Origin of the sequence: Limosilactobacillus difficilis (genome assembly GCF_947387495.1) — a bacterium.
Classification (GTDB): domain Bacteria; phylum Bacillota; class Bacilli; order Lactobacillales; family Lactobacillaceae; genus Limosilactobacillus; species Limosilactobacillus difficilis.
This window is the reverse complement of record NZ_CANDNU010000011.1, coordinates 24,898-46,674: the sequence shown is the minus strand read 5'-3', so window position 1 is coordinate 46,674 and position 21,777 is coordinate 24,898. Positions and strand designations below refer to the sequence as shown.

Genomic DNA, 21,777 nt, shown 5'->3' with positions numbered 1-21,777 from the left:
ATTCACGAAAGAACTGCTGGGGTTATTTTGATAGCGCGCTTGAGCCATACCCAGCATTAAATTCCAAACCTTGCGGTCATTACCAAACATTTGCCATAACTGGTCAGTTTGCTTTTTTGTTGGATATAGCCGTAATTTAATCCCCTTATTAATCTTGACCATTCTCATTTCACCTCCTTTTTACGCTGATCGTCAATATACTTAGCAACAGCTTGCTCATTAACGGCACCAATGCTTTCTACGTAGTAATTAGGCGACCACAAGTGTCGTCCTTGTCGTTTCCAATAGCTGTTTTTTAGTTCTGGACATTGGCGGAATAACTGATATGCCGTAATTCCTTTAAGCCAACGAACAATATTAGTAACTGATAGTTTGGGTGGTGCGCTGACTAATAGGTGAACATGATCATCTTTACCGATTTCCAAATGAGCAATCTTAAAGCCATATTGTTTAGCAATTTCATTTACTAAACGTTTAAATACCTCCTCAATATGACCTTTTAGAACCTTGTTACGGTATTTAGTTCCCCAAATGATATGGTAATTCAGATTGTAGACTGATGTCCTCCCATATGTAAGTCTGTTTATGTCTTTCATACCCACAATCATATCACATTATAGGTCATCCATATGACATACGGCCAAAAAGTAGGGCAATTCATCGCGCCCCTAAAAGAACGTGTTTCCTTGCCCAAATTCAAAAAAGCGTAGCAATCAACGTTGAGCACATTAATGATAAGTTAACTCTCTCCACGGACTAAGTACCCAAAAAACCGCTAATGCCAAGCCGGCACTAGCGGTTTTACTGTTTAAGAAAAATTGGTTACTTAGTGACGCGAGCTAAGAAGTAGTGCTTCTTTCCTTTACGGACAACGACAAACTTGCCGTCGAAGTGACTCGCTGGGTCGATCTCGGCATCGACGTCGGTGACTTTTTCGCCGTTGATGCGGATCGCGCCGTTTGTGATGTCCTGCCGTGCTTGCCGACGGGAAGGTTCGAACTTAGTGTCATCCACTAACCAGAGGACGATGTTCTTCTTCTCGGCGCTGACGTTGGCGGACGGCATGTTCTTCATCCCTTGTTCAATTTCGTCGGCGCTAAGATCAGCGATATCACCGGAGAAGAGGCTCTTGGTGATGCGTTGGGCTTCCTTGAGCCCTTTTTCGCCGTGGACGAATTTGGTAACTTCTTCGGCTAGGCGGCGTTGGGCTTCCCGCTTCCATGGTTCCTTCTTGACCTTCTCTGCCAGAGCCGCGATTTCGTCGTGGCTCAGGAAGGTAAAGTACTTCAAGTATTTGACGACGTCACGGTCATCCTGGTTGATCCAGAATTGGTAGAACTCGTACGGAGAGGTCTTCTTCGGGTCGAGCCAAACGGCGCCGCCGGCAGTCTTCCCGAACTTGGTTCCGTCAGCCTTCAGCATCAGCGGGATGGTCAAGCCGTAAGCCTGGGCCTTAGAACCTTCGACCTTGTGAATCAGATCGATCCCGTCGGTAATGTTGCCCCATTGATCGGCCCCGCCGACCTGCAATTGCACGTTTTCTTTTTGATAGAGGTGGAGGAAGTCAATTGACTGGAGAATCTGGTAGGTAAATTCAGTGAAGGAGATCCCTACTTCCAGCCGGCTCGCCACGATTTCCTTGTGGATCATGGTGTTGACATTAAAGAGCTTGCCATAATCGCGCAGGAAGTCGAGCAGGCTGATCTGGCCTAACCAGTCGCGGTTGTTGACGATTGTGAAGTTGTCAGTTCCGAACAATTTAGTCATCTGTTCCGTTAAGCACTGTTCGTTATGCTTGACCTGGTCCATCGTCTGCAATACCCGTTCGGATTTCTTGCCGGAAGGATCACCGATAGCCCCAGTTCCTCCACCGATGACGATGACCGGATGGTGGCCCGCCAGCTGGAAGCGTTTGAGCAGCATGAAGGGGATTAAGTGACCGATGTGGAGACTGTCACCCGTCGGGTCAACCCCGCAGTAAAGACCGATGTGCTTATCCTGGACCAGTTTTTCCAGGCCTTCTTGGTCGGTCGTCTGGTTAATTGCGCCGCGCCATTTTAAATCTTCGATAATGTCCATTTTTATTTCCTCCTCAGTGACTAAAAAATCCCGGGGCTGATTGCTCAACCCTGGGACGAAAACTCGTGGTACCACCCAGCTTCGTACGTTAAACGTACCTCTGTCTTGTATGTGACGAACAAGAAGGGAGTAATTCAGCAACGTGCTCTGTGTTGGTTTCCAGCCGGCCAACTCTCTGAGAACGGGGAACACGTGCCTACTAGGGGCCCTTCGTCACACCAATTATTAATCTGGCATTATTTTGTCACCCCGCCGCCTCTTTGTCAACTAGGGCGGTTAATTGTTCCCAAAGACGAACTTTTATGAAGAAAACGCTATCTAACGTTTGACAATAAGACAAAACAAGGTATAATAAATAACAATCTTAAGGGATTGAGCAGCGAGGCTGACATTGGTGAAAGGCAGCCAAATCCCAAATGGCAGTTGTGGAATGGGTGGTTCCAGTATCAACCGACGAGGCGGTCACAATGGCCGCGAAGATGGGTGGAACCGCGTTGAAAGAACGTCCCTGGTATGTTGAACCAGGGGCGTTTTTTGTTTTAATCAAAGGAGGTCTCTACATGGCAGATCAAGAACAACAACAGAAACTATCGCGCTCGCTGAAGAGCAGGCACATTACGATGATCGCCATCGGTGGTGCGATCGGGACCGGACTGTTTCTGGGATCCGGCAGTGCGATTCGCAAGGCCGGACCATCCATTATCCTGTCCTATTTAATTGTCGGGATTTTTTGTTTCTTTATGATGCGGGCACTCGGTGAACTGATCATGTCCGACACCAGCAAGCATTCGTTTATCGACTTCGTTAAGCAGTATTTGGGTGACCGGATGGAGTTCATTACCGGTTGGACATACTGGTCATGCTGGTTGAGCTTGGCGATGGCCGACTTGACCGCGACGGGGATTTACCTCCGTTACTGGTTCCCGAACTTACCCCAGTGGATCGGGCCGCTGGTGATCATTGTTCTGCTGATGCTGATTAATATGATTAACGTCGGGCTTTTTGGGGAATTCGAAAGTGCCTTTTCAATGATCAAAGTGCTAGCTATCCTGGCTTTGATCGTTATCGGTTTGGCTATGGTGCTGCTTCACACACACGTTGCGGGCGGCAACTACGCCAGCTTTGCCAACTTAGTCAGTCACGGCGGCTTTTTTCCGACCGGTCCCTTCGGCTTTTTGATGTCCTTCCAGATGGTTGTCTTTGCCTTCGTCGGCATTGAAATGGTCGGTTTAACCGCGGGGGAAACCAAGAATCCACAACGTGATATTCCAAAGGCCATCAATGCTCTTCCTGTACGAATCGGACTGTTTTACATCGGTTCAATGATCGCGATTATGTCGGTTTACCCGTGGAATCAGATCGTCACGTCGTCCAGTCCTTTTGTTCAGGTCTTCAAGGCGATTGGTATTACCGGAGCTGCCGGCATTTTGAACTTCGTTGTCTTGACCGCCGCCTTATCAGCAACCAATAGTTCCATCTTCAGTACGAGCCGGTCGCTCTATTCGTTGGCGGCAGGTGGGAACGCCCCGCAACGGTTCACCAAGCTGAGCAATAAGGCGGTTCCGAACGCAGCCCTGCAGTTCTCTTCAGCGATCCTCTTTATCATCGTGATTTTGAACTACATCATGCCGGCTGGAATCTTCAATATTGTCTCCGGGGTGTCAACGATCAACTTCGTCTTTGTCTGGCTGATCATCCTCTGGTGCCACATCCAATACCGGCGTCAAAATCCTGCGGGCCTGGCTGCCTTTAAGATGCCTGGTTACCCGCTGACCAGCTGGCTGACCTTAATCTTTTTCTGCGCCGTCCTCATCGTGCTCTTGTTTGACGCGTCGACGCGGACGTCCTTGATTATCTCAGTTATCTGGTTCATCGTTCTGTTCATTGCTTACCCGTTGTTGAAAAAATCACGAGCAAAATAAATTGGTTGAGTCCAGTAAAGCCCCGCAAGGCTTGGCTGGACTTTTTTTAAATTGGTATGGAATCAGCAACGGTCGGCTTTCACTTGGTATTTAAGGGAGAGAATTCTTGTAAAAGGTTTTACAAAGCAGTGTTGACGCGGTATATTTAAATTGTAAATTTTATTAAGTTCACAGAGGTATGATGCAATTATTCTTCAATTTATCTTGCCAAAGGAACAGCATTTATAGAAAGGTGTTAAGATCATGTATCTTTTAATCAATATCATTGGTCTGGTTGTCTTTCTGGCAATCGGGGTCCTCTTTTCTAAGGACCGCAAGCACATTCATTGGAAAGCCATTGGGATTATGATTGTTCTGAACCTCTTGCTTGCGTGGTTCTTGACCTCATCGGCAGCTGGCCGGGCTGGTGTTAAGGCCGCTGCTGACGGTTTCGTTTGGATTGTTGATGTTTCCGCTAAGGGGACGGTGTTCGCCCTTGGCAAGTGGTACGATCCGAAGAATCTGAACTTCATCTGTTCCGCACTGATGCCAATTCTGATGATTGTTCCACTATTCGACATTTTGACTTACATTGGCTTACTGCCGTGGATTATCAAGTGGATCGGCCGTGGACTTTCCTTCATTACTGGTCAGCCGAAGTTCGAATCATTCTTTGCTGTTGAAATGATGTTCTTAGGCAACACTGAAGTTCTGGCTGTTTCTGGGATGCAATTACGGAAGATGTCGAAGGAACGTGACTTGACCTTGGCCATGATGTCAATGTCTTGTGTGACGGCTTCGATTCTTGGTTCTTATATTCAAATGATGCCTGCCCGTTTCATTTTGACGGCGGTGCCGATTAACATTGTCAACTCGCTGATCGCTACTAGTTTGTTGAACCCGGTAACGGTTGCACCAGAAGACGACACGATTGAAAAGGTTGGTAACCAAGGTGACAGCGGCAAGAAGGAACCATTCTTCTCCTTCCTGGGTGACTCGATTCTGGGTGCCGGTCGGCTGATCTTGATCATCATTGCCAACGTCATCGCCTTCGTTGCTTTGGCTGCCCTGATCGACAAGATCCTTGGTCTGTTCTGGAAGCCACTGTCGCTGGAAAGCATCTTGGGTGTCGTAATGTTCCCATTCTCATGGCTGTTGGGGCTGCCTGTTCACCAAGCATGGTTCCTGTCACAGCAAATGGGGATGAAGCTGGTTACTAACGAATTCGTTGTCATGGGTTCCGTTACTGGCAAGATTGCCTCAATGAGCCCGCACTTGGTTGCTGTTCTGACGACTTTCGTCACTTCCTTCGCCAACTTCGGGACCTTAGGGATGATCATCGGTGCCTTCAAGGGCTTGGTTGGTAAAGAACACAACGACTACATTTCCCAAAACGTTGGCTACCTGCTGCTGTCAGGGATCCTGGTATCGCTGCTGTCAGCTGCCTTTGTTGGACTCTTTGTTTGGTAAAAGTTAATTTGAGGGGCGAAGCGGCATTCTTGCCCACTAAGCCCCTTTTTCTACACAAGTAATTTAAAGCGATTACATAATTGAGGAGGAATTACTGTGGCAACTAAAATTATTATGGACACTGACCCGGGGATCGATGATGCTGCTGCTTTGACGATGGCAATCAATGATCCGCAGATCGATCTGAAACTGGTGACGACTGTGGCCGGGAACGTAACCGTCGACAAGACGACGATTAATGCCCTAAAGATCGTCCACTTCTTTGGAAAGAGCGGCCAGATCCCGGTAGCTGCCGGGGCTGAACAGCCGCTGATCAAACCATTCGAAGATGCGGCCCGCATTCACGGCGAATCGGGGATGCCTGGTTACGACTTTGGCAACGATTACGGCCACGCTATTGATAAGTCGGCCGTCGAAGCACTTCACGATGCGATCATGGCTGAAGACCAGATCACCCTGGTGCCAACTGGTTCCTACACTAACATCGCCCTGCTCTTCAGTGAATATCCTGAAGTGAAGTCTCACATTAAGCAAATTGTTGCGATGGGCGGCTCCCTTTCCGGCGGTAACATGACTAGTACTGCCGAGTTCAACGTCTTTACCGACCCGGATGCTGCCAAGATCATGTACAATTCCGGTATTCCGATCGTTACCGTTGGCCTGGACATCACGCTGAAGGCATTGCTGACGGCTGAAACAATTGAAAAGCTGGGTCAGATGAACGAAGCTGGGAAGATGCTGCACGGGCTGATCACTCATTACAATGACGGCAGTAACACCGGCCGGCCGATGCACGATGTCAACACGATCTTCTACCTCCTGCATCCTGAAGCGATTAAGACGAAGGACATGTGGGTGGATGTCCAAACTGATGGCCCGGCCATCGGTGCGCTGGTCGGCGACATTCGTGGTGCTTACCATGATGGCAAGACAAACGCAAAGGTTTGCGTCGACATTGATGCTGATTACTTCAATAAGTGGTTCTTAGATGAGGTTAGCAAGATTAAGATGTAAAGCAAAACTATAAAATCAGGGGGCTTGGCTAGCTGCGGCGGCCAAGCCTTTTTAATTAGCGGCGAACGATGAAGGGCAATCAGTGGTAAAATTCCGCTTTTTGAAATTAATTGGTCGCTGATGGGGTGATTTTGCTGGTGGCTGTCCGGATATTTCGGGCCAGATAATTGAGTATGTGTTATTATTAACTAAGTACAGTGGGTAACTACTGACGTACTCATTGCTAAAAACGAGGGCTTAGAGTTAGGGCTCTTGGGAGCGTCTACTTTACACAGTTAGTAAGAAGTACTATTCAAATGATTTTGACTACTATTTTAAGCGAACGATAAGTACTACAAATAGCATATAATATTCATTGATAGGTAGCTATTTTTCTACAATAACAGCTTGGTGTGTAGTAGCCTAGGATACTATTTAAAGAGGGATGCTTATAATGATAGATTATGAAAGGATCGATCGGTTTGTACTCAATTGCGGTGCAATTGCCGATCCCGAACAATTAGCGCGCTTCGTACTTAACAATTTGATTCGCCTGCTCAACTTTGATACGGGAATGGTTATTTTTTTGCATCCTGACGGTAAAATTAAATGGATTGACGAGTGGGGTGAAGGAGCCCGCGTCGGCAATAAATTAAGTGACCACTATGTGTGGACTGGCCTGGGCGACGTCAAATCGATTCAAGAAGCGGGTAACATCGTCTACCAAAAGCTATCAGGACGCCAACGGATGATGATTGGCCCGGAAGATTTGCGAAAGATGCATCTGGACGGCCTCGCCAAAGCGACCGAACTGCGGGGAATTAAATGGTCGATGGGCTTCGGCCTCTGGGATGATTCAGGGACATTGATGACCATCTATGCTATCAGCCGCATTCATGGCCAGAAGTACACTGATGATGAGATGGAGACCGCTGATATTGTCTTTAAACACATCAATAACCTCTTTCGAAATTTTTATATCAACGTGACCGGCAATTTATCGGCTACCGATTCATCCCAACCGGTGAAGAACGTTTTGACGCCCCGGGAATGGGAAGTGGCAGCACTGCTCTTGCGGGGATTGACGAACGAAGGTATTGCGCGGGAGTTAGATATTAGCAAATACACTGTCAACAAACACATTGAAAATATGCATGCAAAACTCAAAGTGAACAATCACAGTGCCCTAATTTCCCGGCTTTACAAATTATCCCAGGCTTGTAAGCAGCAATCATAATGAATTCTCACCAAGGCTCCTAAGGTCGGCTCTATCAACCTTAGGAGCCTTTTCCTATTAGTCGATTGATCGGCCCGCTAATGTTGAATTCAAGTGCCGTTTAGGGTAAAGTAGAACTGACGTGAAACAATCATAATGTTTCACATAGAGGGGCGATAATGAATGAATCCGGATGAATTTCGGAATACCTTACTGAAACACCAAATTGATTTAAATGCCGAGCAATTGCAACAGTTTGCTTTGTATTATCGGCAATTGGTGACAGTTAACCAGCATGTTAATCTGACCGCGATTACTGAGCAATCGGCGGTCTACCTCAAACATTTTTATGATTCGTTGACGGGAGCCTTGGTTGTACCCCAGTTACAGACGAGCCCGCTAAGAATTTGCGATGTCGGTGCTGGTGCCGGTTTCCCTTCCTTACCATTAAAGATTGCCTTTCCCCAGTTAAGGGTGACGATCGTTGATTCACTCCAAAAACGGATCAATTTTCTGAGTGAACTGGTGGATCAGCTTGGTTTGTCCGGCGTGGAGCTGGTGCATGAGCGGGCAGAGACTTTTGCCGGCAAGAAAAGCGCTGCTCGCGAATCGTTTGACCTGGTAACCGCCCGTGCGGTAGCCCGGATGAGCGTTCTCAGCGAGCTCTGTTTGCCGGCGGTGAAAGTGGGCGGCCTTTTCCTTGCCTACAAAGGATCAGCGGGCGAGGATGAGTTGGCCGCAGCTCAGGGTGCGATTAAACAGCTCGGTGGCCAGGTCCAGCAAGTGGCTAAGCTGGCACTGCCAATCGAAAGAGAGCCGCGCCAGATCATTGTTGTAAAGAAAGTAGACAAGACGCTAGGTAAATATCCGCGGCGCCCGGGCATCCCGGCCAAGAAGCCGCTTGCCTAGAGAAAAGGGAGGATCTTGAATGGCATTTTCTTTGTTTGGTTTTAATAGGCACCACGGAGATAAGAATGTACAAAATCAAGTGGTTTCGGTATCCCTTGATCAGATCGAGCCAAATCGTTACCAACCGCGGAAGGTCTTTAATCCAGAAGAAATCCAAGAATTAGCCCAAACTATCGATGAGCACGGCCTGCTCCAGCCAATTGTGCTACGGGAATACGAACCGAGCAAGTACGAGATCATCGCGGGCGAACGGCGTTTCCGGGCAATGAAACTACTGAAATGGGAGAAGGCCCCAGCCATCGTGGAAAAGATGAGCGACAAGGAGAGTGCTTCCCTTGCGCTTGTCGAAAACCTTCAGCGGGCCGATTTGAGTCCTGTTGAAGAAGCCCAAGCTTATCAGCGGCTGATGAAGATGAATGGATTGACCCAGAAGGATCTTGCTAAGGGGATGGGCAAGAGCCAATCAACCATTGCCAACAAAATGCGGCTCCTCAAGCTGATCCCGCCGGTGCAAAACGCAATTTTGGATCACCGGATTTCCGAACGCCACGGGCGAGCTTTGCTGGGGCTGAACGAGGAGCAACAGCGCGATGTGCTGATGGACATCGTCAACGAAGGCTGGACAGTCCGGCAGACGGAAGAATACGTTGACGTCTTATTAGGTAAGACGACGGTGCCTGCCCCGGATGAAAGCCCAGCTGACGCCCCGACTTCAGTGAAGAAGAGCTCAGGGGAAAACGGTGCTGGTAAGACCAAAGCGAAAAAACGGTCGCGGCGCCGGCGGACGAAGAAGACCAACAAGACCACTGATCCGCAGATCGCTCTGAACACCATTCGTCAGTCGATCCGCATGGTCAACCAAAGCGGTGTCAAGATTGAAGCAACTGAGCAAAACGACGCCGATTCCTACAAGTTCATTATTACGATTCCGAAAAAGGAGGAGTAGCCCAATGGCAAATGTGATTGCACTGGCCAACCAAAAAGGCGGTGTCGGAAAAACGACGACTAGCATTAACCTGGGGGCTTGTCTCGCCGACCTGCACCAGCGGGTTTTGCTCATCGATCTGGATCCGCAGGGCAACGCGACGAGTGGCCTCGGGATCGATAAACGCCAAATTGGCCAAAACGTTTACGATGTTTTGATTAATGACGTTCCGCTCAAGGACGTCATTACCAAGAGTAGCCATCCGGGGTTAGACATCGTTCCGACCACGATTGCTCTTTCGGGGGCGGAAGTGGAGTTGACCTCGCTGATGGCCCGGGAAACACGGCTGAAGGATGCTTTCGGGGATGTGAGCGACCACTATGATTTCATTTTGATCGATTGCCCGCCGTCACTCGGCTTGCTTACGATCAATGCCTTTACAGCAGCAAATTCGATTTTGATCCCAGTTCAGAGTGAATACTACGCCCTGGAAGGGCTGAGCCAGTTGATGAACACGATTCAGCTGGTCCGTAAGCACTTTAATAAGGGGTTGAAGATCGAAGGTGTCCTGCTGACGATGTACGACCGGCGCACTAAGCTGGGGAAGCAAGTCAATGCGGAAGTTCAGAAATACTTCGGCTCTCAGGTTTATCACACGATCGTGCCCCGCAACGTGCGCTTGTCCGAAGCACCTAGTCATGGCGAAGCGATTGTCGATTACGACCGGCATTCGACTGGCGCCCAGGTTTACCGTCAACTAGCAAAGGAAGTGTTGGCTGCTCATGGCAAAGAATGAGAAAACAGGGTTGGGGCGCGGGATTGAAGCGCTCTTCGCGGAAAATGACGTAACTGATTCCAACGATGAAACGGTCCAGGAAATTGAGCTAGCCAAGATCCGTCCCAATCCCTACCAACCACGGCGCGACTTTGACCAGAAAGCCCTGAATGAGCTTGCGAGCTCGATTAAAAAGTCAGGGGTCTTCCAACCGGTGATCCTCCGGCAGCCAAATCCGCAGCTGTCCCGCTATGAGCTGATTGCGGGGGAACGCCGTTTCCGGGCTTCAAAGATTGCCGGTAAGGCGACGATCCCGGCAATTATTCGGCAGATGAGCGATGAGCAGATGATGGAAGTGGCCGTCCTGGAAAACTTGCAACGGGAAGACTTGACGCCGCTGGAAGAAGCCCAGGCTTACGCCACTTTGATGGATAAACTCAATTTGACCCAGGCCCAGGTGGCTAAACGGCTGGGCAAGAGCCGGCCTTATATCGCCAATTATTTGCGTCTGCTGAGTTTGCCGGAAGAGGTCAAAAAAATGGTCGATAACCGGCAGCTGTCGATGGGCCAGGCCCGGACCTTGCTAGGCTTAAAAGATGAGCGCCAGCTTGCGAAAATTGCTAAACAGGTGGTGGCCGACAACTTAACGGTGCGTCAGCTGGAAAACATCGTCAATCGCCAGAACAGTGCCAATAAGGAAGTGCATAAGCGTCATTCGCCGCAGAAGTCGGTCTTTTTGCGAGATGCCGAAAACCAACTCCAGAACCGCTTTGGTACCAAGGTCACTGTCGCCCCGTCACGAAAACGGGGGCGTGGTAAAATTGAGATTCCTTACACCAGTAATGCGGACTTGACGCGGGTCTTAGAATTGCTGGGCATTAAATATGATGATTAACGGGGGTGCCAAATGGCTGATTACAAACTAAACGATATCGTGATGATGAAGAAACCGCACCCGTGCGGGACAAATCGCTGGCAGATCATCCGGGTCGGGGCGGACATTAAAATCCAGTGTACCGGCTGCGGGCACATCGTTATGATGACACGCCACAACTTTGATAAACGTATGAAGAAAGTCCTAGAACGGGCTGACAATGAGGAGGATTAATTAACAATGGCTTTAACTGCAGGGATTGTCGGTTTGCCGAACGTCGGTAAATCAACGCTGTTTAACGCAATTACGAAGGCAGGGGCTGAAATGGCCAACTACCCATTCGCAACGATCGACCCGAATGTCGGGATGGTTGAGGTGCCAGATAAGCGTCTGGACCGGATTCAAGAACTGATTCCGGCCAAGAAGATCGTCCACACAACCTTTGAATTCACCGATATTGCTGGGATCGTCAAGGGGGCCAGCAAGGGTGAAGGTCTTGGCAACAAGTTCCTGGAAAACATTCGGCAAACTGACGCCATCGTGCACGTGGTCCGGGCCTTTGACGACGATGACATCACCAGTGTGACCGGGAAGGTTGATCCGGTCGATGATATTGATACGATCAACCTGGAACTGATTATGGCAGACCTAGATGCGGTCAACAACCGCCTCGGCAAGGTCAAGCGGGCAGCGAAGGGACGTTCCAAGGAAGCCCTCGCTGAACTGGCCGTGCTGGAAAAGATCAAGCCGGTCCTGGAAGCTGGTAAGTCGGCGCGGACGATCGACTTCAGTGACGACGAAAAGCCGATCGTTAAGGGCCTCTTCTTGTTGACTACTAAGCCGGTCCTTTACGTGGCCAACATCGCTGAAGACGAAATGGCAGATCCTGACCATGCCAAGTACATCGACCAGATTCGCGACCATGTCAAGGATGAAGGGGCAGAAGTCATCGGTGTTGCCGCGGCGGCCGAAGAGCAAATTGCCGAGATGGACGATGCTGACAAGGCCGACTTCCTAGAAATGGAAGGTGTGAAGGAACCTGGCTTGAATCGGTTGATCCGGGCAGCTTACAAGCTGCTGGGTCTGGAAACCTTCTTCACTGCTGGTGGTCCCGAAACCCGTGCCTGGACTTTTAAGCGTGGCACCAAGGCACCGCAAGCGGCCGGGATTATCCACTCTGACTTCGAACGGGGCTTCATCGCAGCCCAAATTATGAAGTATGATGACCTGGATCAGCTGGGCTCCATGCAAGCTGTCAAGGATGCTGGCAAGCTCCACCTGGAAGGCAAAGATTACGTCATGCAGGACGGCGACATTGTTGAATTCCGCTTCAATGTTTAATGGTCAAAACTAGAGAGGAGAATTCGATAATGAGCGAGGATCTGCAAAAGAAAAATGCTGATGCCAAGCAGCGTCAGGCACGAAAAATCAAAGAGGCCAACCAGGCCGCTGCCAGTGAAATTTCTAACTATCAGCTGACCCGGAAGAACGAGGACTTTATCTACCAGCTGCAAAAGCAACTGAAAGAACAAGGAGCCAAAGCTGATAAAATTCCGGGAATGATTCAGGAAACGGTGAAGTCCCTCCAGGAAGGCCAGAAGAGCGGCAAGACGGCACGGGCAATGTACGGAACGCCAACCCACTATGCCCATCAGCTGATTCACCCGGACACTAATAAAAAGCCAGATGAACTGAAGACTTCTTCTTTCCCGCAATTAGCCCTGGATAACACGATCATGCTGCTGGCAATCTTTACGATCATGTACGGGATCATGGGTCTGCTGCCGAACAACTCGATTGGCAAGCTGAAAGTCAATGGGGCCGCCGGAATTACGGCAATTGTCATTATCTCGGTTGTCGGCGGGTTGACCTTTGGCTACATCACCAAGTTGATGGAACCAGTTAAGGACGAAACTACCGGCCGCTGGAAGAAGCGTCCTGTTGGAATGCGAATTGGGTTAACGATTGCCGCCTTCGTGATCTGGCTACTGGCTTACCTGCTGGTCAACCTGTTGCCAAACGTCATCAACCCAGTCTTAAACAGCTGGATCGAATTGGTCATCGGGGTCGTTGCCATCCTTGGTGACATCTACTACCGGCGTAAATACCACATCGTTGGCAGTGCCTTTAGTACGCGTCAGCCGAATAGGCGCCAAAGCCGCAAGTAAATTCTCCAAGGATATTGACCACTGCCAGTATTAATAGTAAGGTAGTAGCTAATCTAAATAAGGGAGTGTCTTCAAACATGTCGAATTGGGATACAAAGTTTGCCAAAAAAGGTTTAACTTTTGATGATGTTTTACTGATTCCAGCCGAAAGCCACGTACTGCCAAACCAGGTTGATTTAAGTACCACCCTGGCACCGAATATCAAGCTGAACGTGCCGTTTATCAGTGCCGGAATGGACACCGTCACGGAAAGCTCAATGGCAATCGCAATGGCCCTGCAAGGCGGGATGGGTGTTATTCACAAGAACATGTCCATCCAGGCTCAAGCTGGCGAAGTTTCTACGGTAAAGGGCGTCGAACTGCCAGCATCATTTGGAAAGGCTGCCGTTGACGATAAGAAGCGGTTGCTGGTTGCAGCGGCTGTCGGGGTTACCAGTGACACGTTTGAACGGGCCGAAGCTTTACTGAAGGCAGGGGCTGACGCGATCGTTATTGATACGGCTCACGGTCACTCCGCTGGGGTACTGCGCAAGATCGCTGAAATTCGTGACCACTTCCCAGACGTAACGCTGATTGCTGGGAACGTTGCTACGGCGGAAGGGACTAAGGCTCTCTACGATGCTGGTGTTGACATCGTGAAGGTTGGCATTGGCCCTGGTTCGATTTGCACGACCCGGGTTGTCGCTGGTGTAGGGGTTCCTCAAATCACTGCTGTTTACGATGCTGCTTCCGTGGCTCGCGAATACGGCAAGACGATCATTGCCGATGGCGGGATCAAGTACTCAGGTGACATTGTCAAAGCCCTGGCCGCTGGTGGTAACGCCGTCATGATGGGTGAAATGTTGTCCGGGACGACCGAAGCTCCTGGCGAATTGTTTGAAGAAAATGGCAAGAAGTACAAGATGTACCGGGGGATGGGTTCTGTGGCAGCTATGGCCCAGTCACATGGCTCCTCTGACCGTTACTTCCAAGGCGGGGTCAATGAAGCCAACAAGCTGGTTCCAGAAGGGATCGAAGGCCGTGAAGAATACAAGGGTGACGTTGCCGATGTAATCTTCCAGATGATTGGTGGCCTACGTTCCGGTATGGGCTACGTTGGGGCTCCAGACATTCCAACTTTGATTGACAAAGCGCAATTTGTCCAAATTACCAACGCCGGCTTGCGTGAATCTCACCCACACGACGTTCAAATTACGAAGAAGGCACCAAACTACAAGCGCGAATTCTAGTTGGACCTTGAGATCAAAATACAAAGCTCCCGTTCCTCAGTTTTGACTGACGAACGGGAGCTTTTCTTATGGTCAATATTTCCCGGGAAAAGATGCTAATATTTCTATCTGGGGCTTGATTTGAGTTGTTCAGGATGGTTTATCAATGCTAAACTAGTAATAATTGATGCAAACAACGGTGGAGGAAATAACAGTGAAAACCATTTTGTGGATATTGCTGGTTGCTTCAGCAGTAATCTTTATCCTAAAACTTTTGTTCCAGATGGGACGGATTCGGCGCGGCCGGAATGCGAATCCAGGGAGATTGGGCGTCCTTTCAAACTGGGTTCTAATTATTGTGTTCGTGGGTAGTTTGGCTGGTTTGGTTTATAGTTTTGTAAACCCGTATGCGTTCCAGAGTCAAAATCACTCTGACCAAGTTGCCAGCTCATCCAGTTCGTCCAGCTCGTCATCATCTTCTCCGGTGGCAAGCACGACCGAAAGCGATCGGGTCACTTGGTCGCCGAAGCGAGTTCGTCTGAACGACAATGGCGAGGCTAAGGTGCGCTTTATTATTCCAGCGGGATACAAGGTTCGGATCGTGGGTCACAAGTATGGCAGTGAATACCGGGTCTTCAAGCGGGTTAACCATGAGCGGACGGCTAAGTACACCTTTGGTGATGCCGGCGAATATGATATCATCTGCATTGCTAAGAATGGTGACAAGAAGACTTACCACTTGCGGGTCCACAACGCTAGTTCAGAGTCTAGCTCTAGCAGTTCATCCTCGAGTAGCAACAGCTCCAGCAGCTCGTCCAGCAGCGCTTCGTCATCCAGCAGCAAGAGCAGTTCAAACAATAATAACAACAGTAACAACAGTAACAACAATAACGGTGGTAGCAACAATGGCGGCAGCCGTTCATCCAATACCGGCACTTCGGGTGGCGGTGGCGGCTCGACCAGCACTTACCGGCCTGCCCGTTCAACTGGCGGTGGTGGCGGTAGCTACACGCCGAGTCGGCCGGCTCAGCAAGCGCCACAGCAAAATGGTGGTCCGGTTGGTCCGGGTTACTAATGATGAATTCAATTGGGCCGGGCATTGGCGCCTGGCCTTCTTTCTAATTCCAGGTTAAGGGGGTTCAAGCGTGAAGATACTAATTGTCGATGATGATAAAGAAATTGTGCAATTGCTGGAAATTTATGTTCGCAATGAGGGCTACGAGCCAGTCGCCGCTTATAATGGCAAAGAAGCGATGACCAAACTTAACACGAATCCTGATATTGCACTGATCATTTTGGACATTATGATGCCCGAAATGGACGGGATGGCTGTCATCAAGCAGGTCCGTAAAGATTCAGGGATCCCGATCCTGGTTTTGTCGGCGAAAACTACCGATATGGATAAGATTCAGGGGTTGGTCACCGGTGCTGATGACTATGTCACCAAGCCTTTTAACCCACTTGAGGTGATGGCGCGGGTCAAGTCACTGTTGCGGCGCAGCAAAGGTGACGTGACAAATGATCAGCCGGACGTTCTTGAAGTCGGTCCATTGACGATTAACAAGGATTCTCACGAGGTAAAAACGATCAGCGGCAACACGATTCAGCTGACGGCCCTGGAGTTTGGGATCCTTTACCTGCTGGCCAGTCACCCAAATCGCGTGTTTAGTGCTGATGACATTTTCGAGCGGGTTTGGCAGCAGGAATCTGTCGTATCAGCTAAAACGGTCATGGTACACGTCAGTCACTTGCGCGACAAGATCGAAGCCGCAACCGGTGGTGAAAAGGTGATTGAAACCGTTTGGGGTGTCGGCTACAAAGTCGAGGCTCATTAGGGATAAATGAGAATAACATTGAGATGAAGGGTTGGGGTTTAATGACGATTCCAGCCCTTTTTCTTATTTGGCAGCCTGGCTTTTCTGGTCAGGACTTGAATGTTAAAATAAATAAGATTGTGGGAAGGGAGGCAGTACTGTGAAACTGACAACCCGCGAAAAGACCTCGTTGTTCTTTGAAGCGGTTATTACGATTATTTTACTGGCGATGCTGGATTTGGCGGTGATTACCATCTTGCAGGATGTTGTCCGTTCCAACCCCGGTGTGGCTGTCGGTATCTACATTATTAAGAAGTCATTGGTATTTAGCCCGACCCACATCCGGATTTGGAGTTACCAGGGCTGGGTTATCGGGGTCCTAGTGGTCCTTGATCTGATTGTTCTCGCCTGGCGGTTAGTGCGCCGTTACCGGCAATATCAGATGCACCACATTATTAACGAGCTGCACTACATTGCCAACGGCCATCTGGACCACCGAATCCCTTTTAAGCTGCGCGGTGATGCCCAGCACGTGATTGTTAGCGTGAATGCCCTGGTGGACAGCACGGTGCGTTCGATGAATGATGAGCGACAGATGGAAAAATCCAAGGACGAGCTGATCACGAATGTCAGCCACGACCTGCGGACTCCGTTGACATCCATCATTGGCTACCTGGGGTTGGTCGAAGATCGTCAGTACCGCAGTGAGGAGGATATCCTCAAGTACACTCACACGGCTTATGAAAAAGCAAAACAGATGAAGAACTTGGTTGAAGACCTCTTTGAATACACCAAGGTTCAACAAAGCGGGGCACCGGTTTCGATGATGCAGGTTGACCTCGGCCAACTGCTTGAACAAGTGGCGGCGAGCTTTGAATTGGAAGCCTGCAAACGAGGAATTGAGCTGAACGTACGGGTTGTACCATCGCCGTTGAAAATTGAGGCCGATCCCGAGAAACTCGGCCGGGTCTTCAGCAACCTGGTAGCCAATGCGTTGAAATATGGTAACGGCGCCAGTTATATTCACCTGCGAGCCCACGAGCACGGTTCAATGGTCCAAATCAAAGTGGCTAATGACGGGGAGCAGATTCCACCTGAATCTGTGTCCCACCTCTTTGAGCGCTTTTACCGGGTAGAACGCTCACGCTCACAAAAGACTGGTGGGACGGGGCTTGGCCTTGCCATTGTCAAAAGCATCGTGGACTTGCATCATGGGGAAGTTTCAGCGCAGTCTAATGACGACGAAACGAGTTTTATCGTCAATTTGCCAGTCCAACAAAAGACAACAACGGAGGAGAAAGCATGAGAAAAGGTTTGCAGAAATTTTTCACTGTCATCACGACGGTGGTAATGGTGGCGGCTGGCTTTAGCTTTGCGGGGTCGGTGTCGGCCAATGCCGCTAGCACCGACACCCAGGTTGACGCCAAGGCCGCGATTGCGGTTGACCGGTCAACGGGCCAGATTATTTATCAAAAGAACGCCAACCAGCGGCGGGCAATTGCTTCGATGAGCAAGTTGCTGACGGTAGCGGTGATTGAACAGGAGATTCACGACGGTAAGCTGAAGTGGTCGACCAAGGTCAAAGTGACGCAGCCGATTGCCAAGCTGTCGCAGAAGAAGGACTTCAGCAACGTCCCCCTCGCTGCGGGTCATAAGTACACGGTCAAGCAGCTCACTGACGCCGCCTTAATCCAGTCGGCTAACGGCGCGGCCCTGGCACTTGCTCAAGCACGGGGTGAAACGACCGCTCAGTTTAATAACAAGATGCAGAAGACGGCCCGCCAGATGGGTGTTCGGGATGCGAAGATCTACAATGCCTGCGGATTAACCAACGGCCAGATCGGCACTATCGGTCTAAAGGGACAGAAGAAGTCGCTGGAAAACGAGATGTCCGCCAAGGATGTGGCCAAGGTGGCTGCCGGGTTGATCAGCAAGTACCCGTCAGTGCTCAAGATCACGAAGATCACCAGTGAAAAATTCCCGACCACCAAGCAAAAGACGACCCAGATGAAGACTTTCAACAAGATGCTGCCGGGCCAGTCCCAAGCACCCAAGAGTGTTAAAATCAACGGCCTTAAGACCGGGACTTCCGACAAGGCCGGAGCGTGTTTCGTCAGCACCGGCAACTATGGTGGTCACCAGTTGATTACCGTCGTGATGCACGCTAATGGCGGCGGGGATGCTCGCTTTACGCAGACTGCTAACCTCTATAAGAACGTCTTCACCAACTACAAGCCGGTCATTTTAACTAAGGTTTCGACTTTGCCAACCAGCGTTGCCTCCGTCGTAGTGCCGGATGGCAAGAACCAAACAGCGACCAACCTGGCCGTTGCCAAGCCGACAACTATTTGGATGAAGAACAGCCAACAGATTAGTCAGTGGACGACCTCATTGGACTTAAAAGCTAGTCGGAGTACAAAACACGGCGGGCTGATCGCGCCGGTAAAGAAGGGCGAAACGGTCGGAACCGTCAATTACAGTATGAGTGGTTTTGAGTGCTTGGACGGCTCTTCTTCAGTCAAGGTACCGGTTGCCGCGCAGACGAGTGTGGCTCGAGCTAACTGGTTCGTCCGGACTTGGCGGGCAATCCACCGGCACTAATCGTTCTACTGGCGGCTTAAAAAAGGACATTCAGCCGAATTTGCTGCTAGATGGGTGGTATCGTCCATTTCGTAAATGTGGTAGACTAATTAACAGAAAATCGTTCAACAAATTGTCACTAATTTCGTGATCCATGGAGGTACCTTGATTGGGTAAAGAAGCGAAAGAAAGAGCAAGGCAAGAACCGGAATGGTTATACGTACTCGGCATCGCGATGCCGCTATGTTTGAGCTACATCCCGATTGGATTAGCGTGTGGGATCCTGCTTCATGCAGCCGGATTTAACTTTGTGCTGGCATTCCTCGTATCAGTGGTAGTTTTTTCCGGTGGGGCTCAGTTCCTGATTGCTTCCATGCTAACCATTAATGCACCATTACTCTCCATTTTGACGATGCTGTTTTTCCTGGAATTGCGTTACGCTTTGCTGGGGTCCAGTTTGTCAAAGTACTTGAGCCGGGAAAACCAACATTTTATCCTGTTGTTTGCTGTTTCGATGAATGATGAAAACTACGCAATCAACTATTTAAAATTTGCGACGGATAAAAAGTGGCAACCGAAGCAGGCGCTTTTAGTAGAACATTACTCCCTGCTTTTTTGGGCTGTGTCGAACATGGTTGGGGCTTTGATCGGCAGTGCCCTGTCGATCAACTTGGAAATCGTGGACTTTGCCTTAACGGCCCTCTTTTTGTACATGATTGTCATGCAGGTCCGCAATCACCTGACCTTCATTATCTGTCTTTTGTCAGCGGTCTTGTCAGTCATTTTCCTGACCATGCTGAAGAGTACGATTGGGATTGTGGTGGCTACCCTGCTGGCATCGTTCGTCGGCTTTCTGGTTGAAAACCAGGTGCGCAAGCATTCCAAGCACCCGAATCATACTTGGATTTTGGGACGGATGATCCGCCCCGAAAAGACGCGCGACACCGTCGAAGACAGTGAAGCAAAGAAGGAATTCGCGGCCGAACAAAAGGACGTTCCAGGCGAAGACGTATCGACCGGCGAACGTCTGGTGGTCAAAGCGAAGAAAGTTAGCAGACCGGCACCAACAAGCACAGCGAGTCAGCCGGGTTCGCATCAGTCGCAGAAGTAACGGGGAGGTACGATGATGTCACAATTCTTAACTACTTTGCCGTTGCTGACTGCCGTAACCAATGACAAGGGAATCAGCTATCACTTGCTTCTCATCATTCTTGGCGGGATTGCGGCCTTTATTCCCCGTTACTTCCCGATGCGGATCTTTACGAAGCGCAAGATTCCGGAATGGTTCAACGAGTGGATGAAGTACGTGCCGGTGAGCCTCTTTACCTCGCTGGTGGTTAAAGGGATCTTTATCACGACTGAGGGCTACCACTTCGTTCCCCTAGGTCACGTTGCCCAAATCATTGCGGCCGTTTTCGTCGTCATTGCGGCCTATATTACCCGGTCGATGTCGATTTCCGTGATTACCGGTCTGGTTATGGTATTTCTGATCTCGCTGGTCTTGTAAAATTAATGAGACACAAAAAGCGATCTGTCAGTAGTTGGCAGATCGCTTTTGCTGTATACGATAATTCTTTATTTGACCATGTAGTCCCGCGTCATTGGCAGGTGCCGGCCTGAAGGACCCTTGGTCAGCAGGTACTGGACAACGTCGATATTACCAGATTCAAAGGAACCGGCGCAGGCTTGCAGGTAGAGATCCCACATTCGGGTGAAGCGTTCACCCATCATGTCGGTGATTTCGTCACGATTATTGTTGAAGTTGCTATCCCAGATTTCGAGGGTCCGTTGGTAGTGCCGCCGGAGCATTTCAACATCGCAGATCTGCAGGTTGTTTTCGGTGATTCGGCCGATGATTTCAGCCAAGCCAGGGACGTAGCCGCCAGGGAAGATATACTTGTTGATCCAGCCGTTGGTAGCGCCACCCTGTTGACGGGTGATCCCGTGAATTAAGGCGATTCCGTCATCCTTCAGGTAACGGCTGACATCTTTGAAGTAGAGACCCAGGTTTTCTTTGCCGACGTGTTCAAACATCCCGACAGAAGTGATGTAATCCCACTGCCGATCACCGAGCTCCCGGTAGTCGACCAGCTTGACCTCAGCTACATCGGACAAACCTTCGTTCTTAATCCGGTCCTGAACGAATTGGTACTGCTCCTCACTGAGCGTTACCCCGGTGACTTTCATGTCGTACTTTTTAGCAGCCGTTAGCATCAAAGTACCCCAACCGCAGCCGATGTCCAGGAGTGTTTGTCCTGGCTGGGGGTTCAATTTCTTCAAAATGTGATCAACCTTGTCCTTCTGGGCCTGGGTCAGGTCAGAATGGTTGCCATCTTTGAAGTAGGCACACGAATAGGTCAGAGTATCGTCTAGCCACAGCTTGTAGAAGTCGTTGCCGACGTCATAGTGGCTTTGGATATCTTCTTCACTTTCCTTTTCGGAGTGACCCTGCTTGGGCAGGATGCGGCGCAGCTTCGAGTTGCGCATAAAGCCACCAGCATTTTCGTAGGCTGAAGTGATCAGCTTTTGAAGACTGCCGTCGACTTCAATCCGTTTGTCCATGTATGCTTCACCGAGGGCGATTGAAGCATTCTTGGTGATATCGCGAATCGCAATCTTCTCATTGAAGCGAATGGTAACTTCCGGATCACCTTTGCCATAGTCTACGCTACTGCCATCCCAGAAAACAACTCGTACGGGAATGTTAAAGGAGTGCTTCAGAATGGACTTCAAAAACGTTTTTTCGAGCATCGATAAATTCTCCTTTGCTACTCGTAATAGTAGTTATTATACACCCGTGTTTGGCCTTGGTCACAAGGGACGCGGTGTATAATATTGAAGGAATTTATACGGAGGAGTGATCTT

Annotated in this window: 22 protein-coding genes; 18 read left to right on the top strand and 4 right to left on the bottom strand. The window is 49.7% G+C overall.

All coding sequences use genetic code 11. The annotated features are described in order from the left end of the window. From QOR82_RS03645 to tyrS, 3 genes are all read right to left on the bottom strand, one after another. On the bottom strand, nt 1–162 hold a 162-nt coding region (locus tag QOR82_RS03645; protein WP_283583413.1), incomplete at its 3' end, for a helix-turn-helix domain-containing protein. 2 nt (nt 163–164) lie between these two features. Beyond that, nucleotides 165–596 (bottom strand): IS200/IS605 family transposase, encoded by a 432-nt coding sequence (gene tnpA / locus QOR82_RS03640; protein ID WP_283583412.1) that lies wholly within the window; start codon nt 594–596, stop codon nt 165–167. A 226-nt stretch (nt 597–822) separates the two neighbouring features. Further along, on the bottom strand, nt 823–2,079 hold the full coding sequence (tyrS, locus tag QOR82_RS03635; RefSeq protein WP_283583407.1) for a tyrosine--tRNA ligase: 1,257 nt from the start codon (nt 2,077–2,079) through the stop codon (nt 823–825). 560 nt (nt 2,080–2,639) lie between these two features. Here tyrS and QOR82_RS03630 point away from each other — a divergent pair. The 18 genes from QOR82_RS03630 to QOR82_RS03545 all read left to right on the top strand — a co-directional run bounded on the left by QOR82_RS03630 (nt 2,640) and on the right by QOR82_RS03545 (nt 20,419). Next, nucleotides 2,640–4,001 carry an amino acid permease gene (locus QOR82_RS03630; protein WP_283583406.1) on the top strand — a complete coding sequence of 454 codons (1,362 nt, stop codon included), beginning with the start codon at nt 2,640–2,642 and terminating at the stop codon, nt 3,999–4,001. A 243-nt stretch (nt 4,002–4,244) separates the two neighbouring features. Then, nucleotides 4,245–5,450, top strand: a complete 1,206-nt coding sequence (locus QOR82_RS03625; protein ID WP_283583405.1) for a NupC/NupG family nucleoside CNT transporter — start codon at nt 4,245–4,247, stop codon at nt 5,448–5,450. Nucleotides 5,451–5,546: 96 nt separating this feature from the next. Continuing rightward, nucleotides 5,547–6,464 carry a ribonucleoside hydrolase RihC gene (gene rihC, locus QOR82_RS03620; RefSeq protein WP_283583404.1) on the top strand — a complete coding sequence of 306 codons (918 nt, stop codon included), beginning with the start codon at nt 5,547–5,549 and terminating at the stop codon, nt 6,462–6,464. A gap of 433 nt (nt 6,465–6,897) precedes the next feature. Continuing rightward, nucleotides 6,898–7,680 (top strand): helix-turn-helix transcriptional regulator, encoded by a 783-nt coding sequence (locus tag QOR82_RS03615; protein ID WP_283583403.1) that lies wholly within the window; start codon nt 6,898–6,900, stop codon nt 7,678–7,680. A 162-nt stretch (nt 7,681–7,842) separates the two neighbouring features. Further along, a complete protein-coding gene (gene rsmG / locus QOR82_RS03610; RefSeq protein WP_283583402.1) occupies nt 7,843–8,568 on the top strand; it encodes a 16S rRNA (guanine(527)-N(7))-methyltransferase RsmG in 726 nt (241 codons plus the stop codon). Between the two features lie 19 nt (nt 8,569–8,587). Further along, nucleotides 8,588–9,514: a nucleoid occlusion protein gene (noc, locus tag QOR82_RS03605; protein ID WP_283583401.1), complete on the top strand. Its 927-nt coding sequence runs from the start codon at nt 8,588–8,590 to the stop codon at nt 9,512–9,514. 4 nt (nt 9,515–9,518) lie between these two features. After that, entirely contained in the window at nt 9,519–10,289 is a 771-nt protein-coding gene (locus QOR82_RS03600) for a ParA family protein (RefSeq protein WP_283583400.1), read from the top strand. After that, nucleotides 10,276–11,163 (top strand): ParB/RepB/Spo0J family partition protein, encoded by an 888-nt coding sequence (locus tag QOR82_RS03595; RefSeq protein WP_283583399.1) that lies wholly within the window; start codon nt 10,276–10,278, stop codon nt 11,161–11,163. Before QOR82_RS03600 ends, QOR82_RS03595 begins: the two co-directional genes overlap by 14 nt. Before the next feature lie 12 nt (nt 11,164–11,175). Next, a complete protein-coding gene (locus tag QOR82_RS03590; protein WP_283583398.1) occupies nt 11,176–11,376 on the top strand; it encodes a DUF951 domain-containing protein in 201 nt (66 codons plus the stop codon). A 6-nt stretch (nt 11,377–11,382) separates the two neighbouring features. Continuing rightward, nucleotides 11,383–12,483, top strand: a complete 1,101-nt coding sequence (gene ychF / locus QOR82_RS03585; protein ID WP_283583397.1) for a redox-regulated ATPase YchF — start codon at nt 11,383–11,385, stop codon at nt 12,481–12,483. Nucleotides 12,484–12,512: 29 nt separating this feature from the next. Continuing rightward, nucleotides 12,513–13,310 carry a DUF1129 domain-containing protein gene (locus tag QOR82_RS03580; RefSeq protein WP_283583396.1) on the top strand — a complete coding sequence of 266 codons (798 nt, stop codon included), beginning with the start codon at nt 12,513–12,515 and terminating at the stop codon, nt 13,308–13,310. A 77-nt stretch (nt 13,311–13,387) separates the two neighbouring features. Then, the gene (gene guaB, locus QOR82_RS03575; RefSeq protein ID WP_283583395.1) at nt 13,388–14,539 is read left to right on the top strand and encodes an IMP dehydrogenase; all 1,152 of its coding nucleotides are present in this window, start codon (nt 13,388–13,390) and stop codon (nt 14,537–14,539) included. 193 nt (nt 14,540–14,732) lie between these two features. Further along, the gene (locus QOR82_RS03570) at nt 14,733–15,593 is read left to right on the top strand and encodes a hypothetical protein (RefSeq protein WP_283583394.1); all 861 of its coding nucleotides are present in this window, start codon (nt 14,733–14,735) and stop codon (nt 15,591–15,593) included. 70 nt (nt 15,594–15,663) lie between these two features. Further along, nucleotides 15,664–16,353, top strand: a complete 690-nt coding sequence (locus tag QOR82_RS03565) for a response regulator transcription factor (protein ID WP_283583393.1) — start codon at nt 15,664–15,666, stop codon at nt 16,351–16,353. 139 nt (nt 16,354–16,492) lie between these two features. Then, a complete protein-coding gene (locus QOR82_RS03560; protein WP_283583392.1) occupies nt 16,493–17,638 on the top strand; it encodes a sensor histidine kinase in 1,146 nt (381 codons plus the stop codon). Then, nucleotides 17,635–18,933 carry a D-alanyl-D-alanine carboxypeptidase family protein gene (locus QOR82_RS03555; protein WP_283583391.1) on the top strand — a complete coding sequence of 433 codons (1,299 nt, stop codon included), beginning with the start codon at nt 17,635–17,637 and terminating at the stop codon, nt 18,931–18,933. The genes QOR82_RS03560 and QOR82_RS03555 overlap by 4 nt, the downstream gene beginning before the upstream one ends. Nucleotides 18,934–19,147: 214 nt before the next feature. Continuing rightward, on the top strand, nt 19,148–20,023 hold the full coding sequence (locus tag QOR82_RS03550) for an AzlC family ABC transporter permease (protein WP_283583411.1): 876 nt from the start codon (nt 19,148–19,150) through the stop codon (nt 20,021–20,023). Nucleotides 20,024–20,038: 15 nt separating this feature from the next. Continuing rightward, a complete protein-coding gene (locus tag QOR82_RS03545) occupies nt 20,039–20,419 on the top strand; it encodes an AzlD domain-containing protein (protein WP_283583410.1) in 381 nt (126 codons plus the stop codon). A 68-nt stretch (nt 20,420–20,487) separates the two neighbouring features. On the opposite strand, the gene QOR82_RS03540 is transcribed toward QOR82_RS03545, so the two are convergent. Next, nucleotides 20,488–21,663 carry an SAM-dependent methyltransferase gene (locus tag QOR82_RS03540; RefSeq protein WP_283583390.1) on the bottom strand — a complete coding sequence of 392 codons (1,176 nt, stop codon included), beginning with the start codon at nt 21,661–21,663 and terminating at the stop codon, nt 20,488–20,490. Between the last annotated feature and the right edge of the window lie 114 nt (nt 21,664–21,777).

Bases quoted from the DNA above. Each gene is read 5' to 3' on its own strand.
- tnpA (WP_283583412.1), bottom strand. From the start codon at position 596: ATGAAAGACATAAACAGACTTACATATGGGAGGACATCAGTCTACAAT.
- tyrS (WP_283583407.1), bottom strand. From the start codon at position 2,079: ATGGACATTATCGAAGATTTAAAATGGCGCGGCGCAATTAACCAGACG.
- QOR82_RS03630 (WP_283583406.1), top strand. From the start codon at position 2,640: ATGGCAGATCAAGAACAACAACAGAAACTATCGCGCTCGCTGAAGAGC.
- QOR82_RS03625 (WP_283583405.1), top strand. From the start codon at position 4,245: ATGTATCTTTTAATCAATATCATTGGTCTGGTTGTCTTTCTGGCAATC.
- QOR82_RS03615 (WP_283583403.1), top strand. From the start codon at position 6,898: ATGATAGATTATGAAAGGATCGATCGGTTTGTACTCAATTGCGGTGCA.
- rsmG (WP_283583402.1), top strand. From the start codon at position 7,843: ATGAATCCGGATGAATTTCGGAATACCTTACTGAAACACCAAATTGAT.
- noc (WP_283583401.1), top strand. From the start codon at position 8,588: ATGGCATTTTCTTTGTTTGGTTTTAATAGGCACCACGGAGATAAGAAT.
- QOR82_RS03600 (WP_283583400.1), top strand. From the start codon at position 9,519: ATGGCAAATGTGATTGCACTGGCCAACCAAAAAGGCGGTGTCGGAAAA.
- QOR82_RS03595 (WP_283583399.1), top strand. From the start codon at position 10,276: ATGGCAAAGAATGAGAAAACAGGGTTGGGGCGCGGGATTGAAGCGCTC.
- QOR82_RS03590 (WP_283583398.1), top strand. From the start codon at position 11,176: ATGGCTGATTACAAACTAAACGATATCGTGATGATGAAGAAACCGCAC.
- ychF (WP_283583397.1), top strand. From the start codon at position 11,383: ATGGCTTTAACTGCAGGGATTGTCGGTTTGCCGAACGTCGGTAAATCA.
- QOR82_RS03580 (WP_283583396.1), top strand. From the start codon at position 12,513: ATGAGCGAGGATCTGCAAAAGAAAAATGCTGATGCCAAGCAGCGTCAG.
- guaB (WP_283583395.1), top strand. From the start codon at position 13,388: ATGTCGAATTGGGATACAAAGTTTGCCAAAAAAGGTTTAACTTTTGAT.
- QOR82_RS03555 (WP_283583391.1), top strand. From the start codon at position 17,635: ATGAGAAAAGGTTTGCAGAAATTTTTCACTGTCATCACGACGGTGGTA.
- QOR82_RS03550 (WP_283583411.1), top strand. From the start codon at position 19,148: ATGCCGCTATGTTTGAGCTACATCCCGATTGGATTAGCGTGTGGGATC.
- QOR82_RS03545 (WP_283583410.1), top strand. From the start codon at position 20,039: ATGTCACAATTCTTAACTACTTTGCCGTTGCTGACTGCCGTAACCAAT.
- QOR82_RS03540 (WP_283583390.1), bottom strand. From the start codon at position 21,663: ATGCTCGAAAAAACGTTTTTGAAGTCCATTCTGAAGCACTCCTTTAAC.